Below are 13,153 nucleotides of genomic sequence, written 5' to 3' on the forward strand. Positions count from 1 at the left end.
AGGTTTACGCTAAAAATATTTTTTTAAGAAATACGGTTTTACCGTATAGACACACAGAAAAATCCCTTATTACAAGGTATTTTCACTCGTTAAAATACCATAATAATCGTGAAATAGCATTTTAAACCTAAAAAACTGGTCTAATTTAGGGATAAAAGAGTGAGTTTACTTAATATAAACTACAAGTAGATTGTTATATTTTTTTGGCTTCTTCCCAGAAAATATCCATTTCTGACAACGTCATATCATTAAGGCTTTTATTAATATTCTTTGCTTTTTCCTCCAGATATTGAAACCTCTTTATAAATTTTTTATTTGTTCGCTCAAGAGCATCTTCTGGATTTATATTTAAGAATCGAGCATAATTAATCATAGAAAACAGCACATCCCCAAATTCAGCTTCCATTTTCTTCTGATCTTGAACATTTATCTCGTGTTGAAATTCTTCTAATTCTTCTTTTAATTTTTCGAAAACTTGATGAGATTCTTCCCAATCAAACCCTACTCCAGCAACTTTATCCTGAATTCTACTTGCTTTTACCATTGCTGGTAGAGATTTTGGCACACCTTCCAGCACACTTTGCTTACCTTCCTTAAGTTTTAGATTTTCCCAATTACGTTTTACATCTTCTTCGTTCTTGACTTTTACATCCCCATAAATATGTGGATGCCTATTAATCAACTTTTCGCATATCTCATTTGCAACATCAGCAATATCAAAATCATTCGTCTCACTACCAATTTTTGCATAAAACACTATGTGTAGTAAAAGATCTCCTAACTCTTTTTTAACTTCTTCCAGATCATTATCCAAAATAGCATCTCCCAATTCATATGTTTCTTCTATCGTTAGATGACGCAAAGATTGTATTGTTTGTTTACGATCCCAAGGACATTCTTCACGAAGCTCATTCATAATAGTTAATAGTCGATCAAAAGCCTTTAATTGATTTTCTCTGGAATTCATATTATAGATTAATTTATATCAAAAATAGTGATTCTATGATATGCAAAATACCATTCTGTCAAAAAGAAAATTACTCCAAAATGTACAATAATCAAATGTTGCTATTAAATATGGCAGATTACTTTTTACTATACAAGCAAATAAAAACTCCATTTTTAGAAAATTGCTTGACAACATCGTATTGTTTAACAATATAATCATACTCTTCATCACTTAAATTATAAACATTTGAATAAAGTACATATTTATTCACTTTAGAGAATCGTTGAAAAGATCTCTTATCACCATTTAGATCTATCACATCCAGAGAGGCTGTATTAGGAAAAAAACTAGCTACGTCTTCAAAATTTATATTGTTGTTATCTAAAAACAAATTAGCCTCTTGTCTAAGTTTATAATAAGGCATATGAGCTAATGATGCGTCCCACCCTTGAGAAATTTTAGGTGGATATATCCATAAATTACCAGTAATCATTATTAACACCCATAAAACAGTTAAAACAAATCTTAACCTTTGATTTACGTAATCCGCGTATAGAATTGCTACTCCCAAAAATGATAAAATCAGGTATATTGGTAATAAATACCTATGTGCTAGTAGTCCTTTTGCCCATAGCATATTAATTGGCAACAATGTAATAATGCAAATAAAAAAGAATATTAACACGTGTACTTTTTTATCTTTTAAAATTTCTTTTTTATATGTTGCAAATAATACCAAAAGAACAACCCAAACAACAACTCGCCCAAAATCTAATAATCTCCAACCTAAAACACCAACGTTAAAAACAAAACCTTTTAATCCCACCTGTCTAAAACTTTCTGCCCAAGGAGAATCTGCATGAAAACCTATCCATCCTTTTTCAGAATAATGTAAGAAACTATAAAAAATAAAAATAAAAAATGCTGGTAGGTAAATTAAACTTCTCTTTAAAAGCATCAGCATCATCTTTTTTATATTCCGATAAAAAGAAGCATTAAGATATAAATCTAGAATCAACAAACACACAGAAACCATCATCCCTCTCATGCTACTTAAGAAAAGAAAAACAACAGCAGTCATTAAAATTATTTTTTTATTATCTAAAATTGCATTGACCCCTAATAAGAAAAAAAACACAAGTGGAATATCTGGAGAAACTAATATCACTTGGCTCAATAATGTTGGGTCAATTAATATCAATAAAAATGCAATACCTAAATATTTTACAGGCACAAACCTCTGAATTAAACTAAAAACTTGCAATAAGATTCCAAAAACAATTGGTAACATAGCCAAATGACTTATTATAAGGCTTCGACCAAAAAGCTTCCAAGCTAATGCTATATACATTCCAAAAGCTGGTATATGACCACTATCGATATGATCAGGAAGCAAAAGCTTTGAAAAATTAGATGAGAAATAGTGATTTGCATGATGTGATCCTAATTGGACAGTATCCCAGAAAAAAGGATTTTCAGAATTTATCAATACGAATATTGATAAAACTATATAACTCAAAAATAATGGCCAGAACTTTCTTAACTTAATGCTCATTTTGGATTGCAATAGTTTGTTATATAAATTTATTTCTTAAAGATTCTTGATTGAACACCAAACGTTCTAGCCAAAAAGAATTGTATTGATGTTTTTACAACTCCAATTCCATAAGTAACACTTCTACCAAAGTTAATAGAAGATGCTTCTTCAAAATATTTGGTAGGACAGGTAATTTCTGCTATTTCATATTTTTTATAGCAAATCTGTGCAAGCATTTGATTATCAAACACAAAATCATCTGAGTTATTCATGTAAGAGATATTACGAAGTAAACGTCCAGAAAAAGCACGATATCCTGTATGATATTCTGATAGTTTTTGTCCCATCAAAATATTCTGAAATAATGTCAAAACTCTATTAAAGAAATACTTATACAATGGCATTCCTCCTCGTAAAGCACCTTTGCCCAATATTCTAGATCCCAATACCGCTTCATAAACATCATTAGCAATTAAATAGCACATAGAATGTAATAGTTTAGGTGTATATTGATAATCTGGGTGTAACATAACAATAATATCAGCTTCTAATTCTAACGCCTTGTTATAGCAAGTCTTTTGATTACCACCATATCCCTTATTCCTTTCATGTCTGATTATATGCTTAATACCAATTTTTTCACCTATCTCACTTGTTTTATCTGTACTATGATCATCAACAAGAATAACATCGTCAACTATATCAAAAGGTATTTCATTATATGTTTTTTCTAATGTCTCATCAGCATTGTAAGCCGGTAGTACGACAACTACTTTTTTTTCTTTTATCACTCCTTATAAAATTATTCTGCCTAATATTAATATTTACTACATCACTCTCAATTGATAAATGCTATTAAATTAAGCGTCAATACTTACTAAATAGATATTGCTGTCATTCTATCCTTAGTTTCATTGAATTCAAGAATCATATCTTCTATTATAACCGCAGTAGGTTTAATTTCATGAATTAAACCAGAAACCTGACCAATTTCTAATTCTCCTTCTTCAAGATCCCCTTCAAACATACCTCGTTTTGCTCTTGCGCGTCCTAATAATGTTTTTAATTCTTCTACAGATGGACTTTTAGTATATAATTCTGCTAAATCATTATAGAATTTATTTTTCAACATTCTTACTGGAGCCAATTCTTTTAATGTAAGTTGCGTATCTCCTTCTTTTGCATCCACCACCATTTTCTTAAAATCCATATGAGATGATGCTTCATTACTTGCTACAAAACGACTCCCTACCTGGACTCCATCTGCTCCTAATGCCATTACTGAAAACATAGCTGTTCCCGTAGCAATTCCACCCGCGGCAATTAATGGTATACTAATTTTTTCTTTTACCATTGGAATCAAGGCCAAAGTTGTAGTTTCATCTCTTCCATTATGACCTCCAGCTTCAAAACCTTCTGCAACTACAGCATCTACCCCAGCATCCTGCGCTTTTAAAGCAAATTTCAAACTACTTACCACATGCACCACCGTTATTCCTTTTTCCTTTAGATAAGATGTATACGTTTTAGGGTTTCCTGCAGAGGTAAAAACGATAGTTACTCCTTCTTCTATAATAATTTGTATGATCTCTTCAAGATTAGGGTATAGCATCGGGATATTAACTCCAAAAGGCTTGTTTGTTGCTTTTTTACATTTCTGTATATGCTCTCTTAAAACATCGGGATACATAGAGCCGGATCCTATTAAACCCAAACCTCCTGCATTACTAACAGCACTTGCCAATTTCCAACCGCTTGCCCATATCATACCTCCTTGTACAATGGGATATTGTATCTTAAATAATTCTTTGATTTTGTTCATTAGTATTTTGATATCTTCAATGTGTGACGAATGTTATCGGTATTTATTTCTACCATATACAATCCTGTAGATAAATCTTGTAGTGATATATATTTTGTATTAGAAAGTTCTTCAGATTTCACAATTTTTCCTTCCAAAGTAAAAATCCGAATCTTTATCTTTTTTTCTGTATTTAAATCTATAAATAACCGATTTCTTACTGGATTAGGATATACTCTAAAACCTTCGGCAACTTCTTCTCCTATTGCCAAATTTTCTAATATCGTTTTAAAATTAGGTATTCCGTATCCCAATTGATTTGTAGGGTTATTAAATAACGAGCCAGAAGCTCTGACCAATTGCATAATTTCTGCATTTGTCATTGAGGGGAATGCCTGCCATAAGCAAGTAACCGCTCCTGCCATAATAGGTGAACTAAAAGAAGTACCGTTACTTGATGAAACTGAATTATTAGAAAGTATTACCGCAGCACTTGCACCACGAGCTACTACATCCGGTTTTACTCTATTATCAGCTGTTGGTCCTATAGAGCTAAACGAAGCATAATTACCGCTAGAATTAACTGCTCCTACAGTCAAAACACCTGGTGCGTCTCCTGGCGCTGTAATAATACCCCAAGAAGAACCTCCTTCATTACCAGCCGATGATACTAATAACATTCCTTTTTCGAACGCAATATTAGCTCCTCGAGTGATAAAAGTAGTTTGCCCATCCATATCTGATGTCTGATATTCATAAGCAGGGTTATCAAATCCTGCAGAGTATCCTAAAGAAGTATTGATTACATCCACACCAAGGCTGTCTGCACGCTCCGCAGCTTCTACCCATAAAGCTTCTTCTTTTGGTCCCTCTGACGAAACATCTTCTGTGCGAAAAAGATAATATTTTGCGTCTGGAGCTGTCCCTACAAATTGCCCATCAATAAAACCAGCGATATCACTAAAAGTTTGCGTTCCATGAGAACTGCCAGTAAAAGCAAATTCATCAGCATTTCTACTCACAAAGTCATATCCATCCAATAACCTTCCGTCATCTCGTATTCTCTTAAAACCATCAATAGTATTTACTCCAGGAAAACCAGAATCCATAACAGCAATAATCATTCCTGAACCTGTAAAATTTTGTTCATGTAAGTACTCTGCGTTTAATTGTTGAATTTGCTGTAAAGCACTACCGTAATTAAAAAGTGTTTTTACTTTAAACTTATTAGGAGAAGGTTGTTTAGCCTTTTTATTTTCAACAACTGATTTTCTTGAATCCAAAGAGTTATCTGCATAATCAATTCGATCAACGAAACTCAAAGCAGATAAACTCGCTATATTAGGTTGCGTTCCTCTAACATAAGCACAATTAAACCATTTAGATTTAGCCAAAACGGTAATTCCAGTAGTGTTCTTAAGTTGAGTAATGTAACTTTCATTTACAGGAATATCTCTTGCATCAATTACAGTATTATGGAGATTTTTTCTATCAATTGCCTCTTGAGTAAGAATAGTAATCGGATTAGCCAGCGCATCTGTTACATTTTCTTTATCTGTAAAATACACCCAAGCATCTTCTGTTTGAGCAATACCTAACTGGGATATACTAAGTACAAAAAAAAATAGAAATCTTTTCATAACACTTACCGTTTTTAATAACGGATACAAGTTACGAAATAACTCCAGATCCTACTAATTCACTATCAAGATACCAGGCTACAAATTGCCCTTCTGTAATTGCGCTCTGATTATTTTCAAAAACCACGTACATCCCCGAATCTACTTGGTAGAGAGTTGCTTTTTCAAGAGGTTGTCTATATCGTATTCTGGCCATCACTTCTATCTCTTGATCTACTTGTAATCTGAGATCTTCTCGAACCCAATGAACTTCATCATTAGTAATAAAAAGTGCTTTACGATACAATCCAGGATGATTCTTACCTTGTCCTGTATAAATCACATTAGCATCTACATCTGTTTCTATCACAAAAAGAGGCTCAGGAGTACCTCCTACAGCAAGGCCTTTTCTCTGACCTTTTGTATAGTAGTGTGCTCCTTGATGTTGCCCTACAACTTTACCATCATTAATATCATACTTATATTTTGATGAAAGAAATTCTAATTTTTCTTTTTTAGAGTCAAAATCAGGTACTAACTGGTGATATTTTTCTTCTGAAGAAAGAATTTCTATAATCTTTCCTTGTTTTGGTTGTAATTTTTGCTGAAGAAATTCAGGCAATCTAACTTTTCCTATAAAGCATAAACCTTGAGAATCTTTCTTATCTGCGGTAATCAAATCTTGATTTGCTGCAATTTCTCTAACCTCTGGCTTTAGCAATTCCCCAACTGGAAAAAGAGTTTTGGCTAATTGTTCCTGTGATAATTGGCATAAAAAATAAGATTGATCTTTATTAGGGTCTTTGCCTGCTAATAAACGATGCACTTCTTTCCCTTCTTTATGGATAGTTTCTTTTCTACAATAATGTCCTGTAGCTACATAATCTGCCCCTAATGACAGCGCTATCTTCATAAAGACATCAAATTTAATTTCTCGATTACATAAAACATCTGGATTAGGTGTTCTTCCTCTTTCGTACTCATTGAACATATAATCCACAATACGTTCTTTATACTCTTCACTAAGATCTACAGTTTGAAATGGAATCCCTAATTTTTCTGCTACCAATAATGCATCATTACTATCATCTAACCAAGGACATTCGTCAGAAATAGTAACTGTATCATCATGCCAATTCTTCATAAACAATCCGATCACATCATATCCTTGTTCTTTTAACAAGTATGCCGCCACACTGGAGTCAACTCCTCCAGATAATCCTACCACAACTCTTTTCATCTTGTATTCTTTATAGTGCATCTTAAAACTTACGACTTAGTCTTTAAATTTTAAGATTCTTTTCATCTAGTTTTAAATTCTTTGCAAAAATAATAAGTGCTTATTTAAAAACCTTATTTTATAAGAAGAAACAATATGTAATTACAAAAAGCAATGCTGTTACATTGCTTTGTTTATAATTAATATATCCTATTTAAGTTAAAGTCAATCTTAGTTTTGTAATGGAAATTGTTTTCGTTCAGTAAGTTTTCCATTCTCATAATATTTCCACACACCGTCCTTACGGTCATTTTTATAATTTCCTTCAATAATCAAATTTCCTTGAGTATCATAATATTTGGTTACTCCGTGCAGTTGATCATTATCATAAGTAAATTCTTTTATAACCACTCCTGTCTCAGAATAAATAATTCTTTTACCTTCTCGTTTCCCATTTAAATAATTTACTTTTTCAGTAAGCTGGCCATTATCAAAATAAGTAAGTTGTTCTCCACTTAATTTTCCTGACAAATATTGCTCTGTCATCATAACCTTAGGAGAATCTTTATGGTAATATTTCCATTTCCCTACACGATCTTTTCCGATCATACTACCTTCACTAATCACCTTTCCTGTTTGTGTAAAGTATTTAATTTTTACAGTATCTGTATCCCTTGAAAAGGTTTTAATCGCGGTTGGTGATTTACCGCTATTAGGCTTATAGAATTTAAACTCTCCTACTTCCTTACCATGTTCAAAAGTGCCTTCGTATCTAAGCTGATTACTATTTTCATATTTCTTTCTCCATTCACCATGTCGTTTACCGTCTGCATCATAAGTATTATAATTTTGTCCAAAACTAATATTTGAACAAAGAGTTAAAACAGAAAGTAAAAAAATATTTCGCATAATTTGAGTTTGATTTTGGGTCATATTTTCAAAATGAACTTTTTCAAAAAGTATACCAATTATTGTTTCTAAGTTTCACATCACCCTTCTTTCTTTATTAGATACAAAATAAAAGTATTACAAAAAAAATATTAAAACTTCATAAAAAACAACATCTTTACTGTTAAAAACTTGATTATTAACCTTTCTTTAACTTAAAATTAGAGAATATCAAATGGCATATATCGTTGTTTCATTGAACAAAATTTTAACTTTTAAAACTCAAAAACATGAAATTTATTTCAATTATTTCAAAAGTTGTCATTGTGACGGCTTTGGTTCTAGGTACTACTTCTTGTAGTGATGATGATGATAACATTATTACGCCACCTGTTACACTTAATGTGGTAGAAACAGCACAAGCAAACACTAATTTATCAAAATTGGTGGCTGCTCTTCTTGCTGCAGACGGAGATTTAGACACTGTTCTAAGTGGTACAGGGCCATACACAATCCTGGCTCCTACTGACACCGCTTTTGACACTTTCTTAACAGACAATGGTTTCAACACTGATTTAAGTGATGTTCCCACAGATCTATTGCAGAAAATACTGTTAAATCACGTAATATCCGGCACTGTAAGGTCCTCAGACCTACAATCTGGAGATGGTACTGGTTACACCAATACTTTATCTACTTCTGGTCCAGGAGATACCAATTTAAGTTTATACTACAATTCTAATAATGGTGTAAAATTTAATGGTGTTTCTACAGTAACTACCGCAGATACTGAAGCTACAAATGGTATCGTTCATATTGTTGATGCTGTTATCGGGTTGCCTGATGTGACGACTTTTGTTACCGCTGACCCAAATTTCTCAAGGTTATTAGAAGGTTTAACAGCTTATAGTTTTGATTATGTTACCACTTTGCAAGGTAATGGACCTTTTACCATTTTTGCGCCTAATAACGATGCTTTTGATGCTTTATTAGCAACTGATAATACCTGGAATACTCCTGGAGACATCCCTGAAGCTACTTTGGAAAGTACTTTAAATCTTCACGTCGCCAGTGGTTCAAATACTACTGAATCTGATTTAACCGATGGAGAATTTAATACGTTAGGAGGAGGAGTTCTTATTGACGCTACTGCAAAAACTGTTACTGATGGATCTGACCCTGTTATTGCAAGTACTATTGTATCAACAGATGTTCAAGCGGCGAATGGTGTTATACATGTGATCGATAAAGTATTACTTACTTCAATACCACAATAAGACATAGCCCATTAAAATAAAAAAGCCTGTTGTATACAACAGGCTTTTTTTATCAATTATTTCTTTTTAGTATTTTTTTGTTGTTCTGCCTGATCCATCAATTCCTTCATTTTTTTCTGAAACTTACCTTGTTTTTTAGGTTTCTTTTTATTTTCCTGGATCTTAGCATGAATCTTATCTTCATCAATAATCACATTTTTAATTACTAACATAATACCAATGGTAATTAAGTTAGAAATAAAATAATACAGTGATAATCCACTTGCATAATTATTAAAGAAAACCAGCATCATCAAAGGAGATAAATACATAATAAACTTCATATTAGGCATTCCTGGCTGTTGTGTCTGCATTGTTTGCCCAGTAGTCATCATCATATAGATAAAGATTGCTATAGATGCTAATATTGGAAACAAACTAATATGGTCTCCATAAAAAGGAATCGTAAATGGTAATTGAGCAATAGTATCATAACTTGAAAGATCTTCTGCCCATAAAAAGCTCTTTTGTCTTAATTGAAAAGCACTAGGAAAGAAATTAAACAAAGCATAAAATACCGGGATTTGCATTAATGCGGGCAAACAACCACTCATAGGGTTTACTCCGGCTTTACTATACAAAGCCATAGTCTCTTGCTGCTTTTTCATTGCATTATCCTTATGTTTCTCATTGATTTCAGTGATTTCAGGACGCAATACTTTCATCTTGGCTTGTGACAAATATGATTTGTAAGTAACCGGTGATAAAATAATCCTAACAATGATAGTCATTACAACAATAGCAATACCATATGGCAAGAAACCACTTAAAAACGCAAAGAATGGTATAAACAGATATCTGTTTATCACTCCAAAAATACCCCAACCAAGTGGCACAACCTCATCAAGATTACGCTTATAAGAATTTAGTATTTTATAATCTGTAGGACCATAATACCAATCCATTGTATAGTTAAGCTCTCCTCCTTGTAACTTTAAAGGCATTGCAGCAGAAAACTCTTTGGTGACTTTAATATCTTTATCATCCAACTCGCTAGAGTTTGCAATATTTTTTGAAGTAAAAGATGCTTTTTCAAAAGGTGTATCAGTAAGTAATATTGAAGTAAAGAAATGTTGTTTAAATGCTATCCAAGTAACATTTTCTTCTTCATCATCAGCAAATTCTCCTTGACCCAGATAATCATCTCTATCTCCATCATACTCATATAACACTTCTGTATACCTATTTTCATATGTAGCACTTTTTGCATGTCTGATACCTTGTAATTTCCAGTTTAGGTTAATCTCCTGGCTACTGTTAAATACTTGTTGCAGACCTTGCGAACGAATCGTAAAATCTACCATATAATCATTAGGTTTCAACTCATATCGATATTCTAAAAACTTAGCATCAGATGCTTTTAGTTTCATAGATAAAATAGTGTTTTCTCCATTTTTGGTAACAACTGGTTGAAAAAACAGATCCTTAGTATTAAGAATCCTATTGTCTGTTGTTCCAAAGTTGATATTAAAAGAGGCATTTTTTCCGTCTTTTATTAAATATACAGGAACCGAGTCATACGTTTTATAATTTTTCAATAATGCTTCGGAGATATATCCTCCTCTATTATTTACTTTAAGTCGTAAAACTTCATTTTCTATGGTAGTAAATTCTTCATTTGCCGAAGGTAAACTTGCAGAATATGCAAACGAACCTAATTGAGTTTTTGCATTAGCTAGTGCAACAGAATCCTGAGGGTTTGCAATTATTGCTTCACTTTCTTTTACAAAATCAGTGGTATCACTTTTGCTCTGGTTTGTTTCAGTTTTATTAGCTGCTTCGGCTTGTTCTTGTTTAGCTTTTTCTGCGGCTTCAATTTCTTCTGGAGTTGGCTGATTGTAATACATCATAAAAGCCACTATTCCAAAAATAAGTGCGAATCCGATTATTGAGTTAAGGTCAAATTTCTTTTCTTCCATTTACTTTATGTATAAAAAGCCTTTATCTGATATCTCAGAAAGGCTTTTAAAGTTATATTGTTGTTTTTGTTGATGTCAATTATCTAGCCAATTACTATCCCTGTGACACTTTGACACTTTTAGTGTTTTTAGAATATTCTACAGCTGCTTTTATAAACGCAATAAATAACGGATGCGGATTTGCTACTGTACTTTTATACTCCGGATGATATTGTACTCCTACAAACCAAGGATGATCTGGTATTTCAACAATTTCTACTAACCCAGTTTTTGGATTAATTCCGGTTGTTAAAAGTCCAGCATTCTCCAGCTGATCTTTGTATTTATTATTATACTCATAACGATGGCGGTGACGCTCTTCGATTAGCTCTTTTCCGTAAGCTTCAAAAACCTTACTATCTTCTACTAATTTGCAATCCCAAGCTCCTAATCTCATCGTTCCTCCCATATCTGTAATACTCTTCTGCTCTTCCATAAGATCAATTACAGGATGCGGAGTATTATCATCCACTTCTACTGAACAAGCATCTTTTAAACCAAGAATATTACGAGAATACTCTATTACAGCCATTTGCATTCCTAAACAAATACCAAAAAATGGTAGTTTATTTTCTCTGGCAAATTGTACTGCTTTTATCTTTCCTTCTATTCCTCGTTCTCCAAATCCAGGTGCCACTAATATTCCATCCAGATGAGCTATTTTCTTTTCAATAGTAACATCATCTATATACTCTGAATGTATACTAACCACATTTACCTTTACTTCATTTTCTGCCCCAGCATGTATAAACGCTTCAAGAATAGACTTATACGAGTCTTGTAATTCTACATATTTACCTATTAACCCAATAGTAACTTCGCATTTAGGGTTTTTATGTCTCTGTAAAAAGTTATTCCATTTATCTAAATCAGGAACATTATCTTCTCTTAAAACTAATTGTTTTAATACAACTGCATCTAAACCTTCTTCTAACATTAAATTAGGTACATCATAAATAGTTGACGCATCAATAGATTGTATTACTGCTTCTTGTCTAACATTACAAAAAAGAGCAAGTTTTCTACGCAGGTCATCTGATAATTCATGTTCAGTTCTACATACCAAAATATCTGCTTTAATACCGCTTTCCATCAATGTTTTTACACTGTGTTGCGTAGGCTTTGTTTTTAATTCACCTGCAGCAGAAAGGTATGGGATCAAGGTTAAATGAATAACCAAAGCATTGGTATCTCCAAGTTCCCATTTTAACTGACGAACAGCTTCGATATATGGTAAAGACTCTATATCACCAACGGTTCCTCCTATCTCCGTAATAACGATATCATAATCACCACTTTTACCTAAGATTTGAATTCTTTCTTTAATCTCGTTGGTAATATGTGGTACAACTTGGACTGTTTTCCCTAAAAATTCACCTCTACGTTCTTTTTCGATAACGCTTTGATAAATTCTTCCTGTAGTTACATTATTAGCTTGTGATGTAGGTCTATTAAGAAAACGTTCATAATGCCCTAAATCCAAATCCGTTTCAGCTCCATCATCGGTTACATAGCATTCTCCATGCTCATAAGGATTAAGTGTTCCCGGATCAACATTAATATATGGATCCAGTTTTTGAATAGTAACTCTGTATCCTCTTGCCTGTAATAGTTTTGCCAAAGAAGCAGCAATGATTCCTTTTCCTAATGAAGAAGAAACACCTCCTGTAACAAAAACATATTTGGTATTAGCCATGTAAACTAAAAATTTGTAAGTTGTATTTAATTTTGCGCAAAAATACAAAGAAGTCCCGAAACCTAACACTGAAAATCAAGCAATATTTACGGAACTTATCCATATTCCTTCAACACCCTAACTATCTAAAAATAAGATAACAATATACATAAAAGATAAAATCCCATCTT

10 protein-coding genes are annotated in these 13,153 nt (G+C 32.6%); 1 reads left to right on the plus strand and 9 read right to left on the minus strand.

Annotated elements, in window-relative coordinates:
* Window positions 1–193: 193 nt before the first annotated feature.
* From mazG to U0D62_RS00165, 7 genes are all read right to left on the minus strand, one after another.
* The gene (gene mazG, locus U0D62_RS00135; protein ID WP_322193114.1) at window positions 194–967 is read right to left on the minus strand and encodes a nucleoside triphosphate pyrophosphohydrolase; all 774 of its coding nucleotides are present in this window, start codon (window positions 965–967) and stop codon (window positions 194–196) included.
* 118 nt (window positions 968–1,085) lie between these two features.
* Window positions 1,086–2,504 (minus strand): hypothetical protein, encoded by a 1,419-nt coding sequence (locus U0D62_RS00140; protein WP_322193115.1) that lies wholly within the window; start codon window positions 2,502–2,504, stop codon window positions 1,086–1,088.
* Between the two features lie 29 nt (window positions 2,505–2,533).
* Window positions 2,534–3,277 (minus strand): glycosyltransferase family 2 protein, encoded by a 744-nt coding sequence (locus tag U0D62_RS00145; protein ID WP_322193117.1) that lies wholly within the window; start codon window positions 3,275–3,277, stop codon window positions 2,534–2,536.
* A gap of 86 nt (window positions 3,278–3,363) precedes the next feature.
* Window positions 3,364–4,308: an NAD(P)H-dependent flavin oxidoreductase gene (locus tag U0D62_RS00150; protein WP_322193118.1), complete on the minus strand. Its 945-nt coding sequence runs from the start codon at window positions 4,306–4,308 to the stop codon at window positions 3,364–3,366.
* Complete coding sequence (locus U0D62_RS00155) at window positions 4,308–5,927, minus strand: S8 family serine peptidase (protein ID WP_322193119.1); 1,620 nt, start codon at window positions 5,925–5,927, stop codon at window positions 4,308–4,310. Before U0D62_RS00155 ends, U0D62_RS00150 begins: the two co-directional genes overlap by 1 nt.
* A gap of 31 nt (window positions 5,928–5,958) precedes the next feature.
* Window positions 5,959–7,146 carry a tRNA 2-thiouridine(34) synthase MnmA gene (gene mnmA, locus U0D62_RS00160; protein ID WP_416135525.1) on the minus strand — a complete coding sequence of 396 codons (1,188 nt, stop codon included), beginning with the start codon at window positions 7,144–7,146 and terminating at the stop codon, window positions 5,959–5,961.
* Between the two features lie 210 nt (window positions 7,147–7,356).
* Complete coding sequence (locus U0D62_RS00165) at window positions 7,357–8,034, minus strand: toxin-antitoxin system YwqK family antitoxin (RefSeq protein WP_322193121.1); 678 nt, start codon at window positions 8,032–8,034, stop codon at window positions 7,357–7,359.
* Between the two features lie 269 nt (window positions 8,035–8,303).
* On the opposite strand from U0D62_RS00165, the gene U0D62_RS00170 reads away from it, so the two are divergent.
* A complete protein-coding gene (locus U0D62_RS00170) occupies window positions 8,304–9,290 on the plus strand; it encodes a fasciclin domain-containing protein (protein WP_322193122.1) in 987 nt (328 codons plus the stop codon).
* A gap of 56 nt (window positions 9,291–9,346) precedes the next feature.
* Here U0D62_RS00170 and yidC read toward each other — a convergent pair whose 3' ends face one another.
* Complete coding sequence (gene yidC / locus U0D62_RS00175) at window positions 9,347–11,248, minus strand: membrane protein insertase YidC (protein WP_322193123.1); 1,902 nt, start codon at window positions 11,246–11,248, stop codon at window positions 9,347–9,349.
* A gap of 94 nt (window positions 11,249–11,342) precedes the next feature.
* The gene (locus U0D62_RS00180) at window positions 11,343–12,983 is read right to left on the minus strand and encodes a CTP synthase (RefSeq protein WP_322193124.1); all 1,641 of its coding nucleotides are present in this window, start codon (window positions 12,981–12,983) and stop codon (window positions 11,343–11,345) included.
* Between the last annotated feature and the right edge of the window lie 170 nt (window positions 12,984–13,153).

Origin of the sequence: Aquimarina callyspongiae (genome assembly GCF_034322225.1) — a bacterium.
Classification (GTDB): domain Bacteria; phylum Bacteroidota; class Bacteroidia; order Flavobacteriales; family Flavobacteriaceae; genus Aquimarina.

What these genes read in the sequence shown, in the direction of transcription:
- mazG (WP_322193114.1), bottom strand. Translation starts at nt 967, where the DNA reads ATGAATTCCAGAGAAAATCAATTAAAGGCTTTTGATCGACTATTAACT.
- U0D62_RS00140 (WP_322193115.1), bottom strand. Translation starts at nt 2,504, where the DNA reads ATGAGCATTAAGTTAAGAAAGTTCTGGCCATTATTTTTGAGTTATATA.
- U0D62_RS00150 (WP_322193118.1), bottom strand. Translation starts at nt 4,308, where the DNA reads ATGAACAAAATCAAAGAATTATTTAAGATACAATATCCCATTGTACAA.
- U0D62_RS00155 (WP_322193119.1), bottom strand. Translation starts at nt 5,927, where the DNA reads ATGAAAAGATTTCTATTTTTTTTTGTACTTAGTATATCCCAGTTAGGT.
- mnmA (WP_416135525.1), bottom strand. Translation starts at nt 7,146, where the DNA reads ATGAAAAGAGTTGTGGTAGGATTATCTGGAGGAGTTGACTCCAGTGTG.
- U0D62_RS00165 (WP_322193121.1), bottom strand. Translation starts at nt 8,034, where the DNA reads ATGCGAAATATTTTTTTACTTTCTGTTTTAACTCTTTGTTCAAATATT.
- U0D62_RS00170 (WP_322193122.1), top strand. Translation starts at nt 8,304, where the DNA reads ATGAAATTTATTTCAATTATTTCAAAAGTTGTCATTGTGACGGCTTTG.
- yidC (WP_322193123.1), bottom strand. Translation starts at nt 11,248, where the DNA reads ATGGAAGAAAAGAAATTTGACCTTAACTCAATAATCGGATTCGCACTT.
- U0D62_RS00180 (WP_322193124.1), bottom strand. Translation starts at nt 12,983, where the DNA reads ATGGCTAATACCAAATATGTTTTTGTTACAGGAGGTGTTTCTTCTTCA.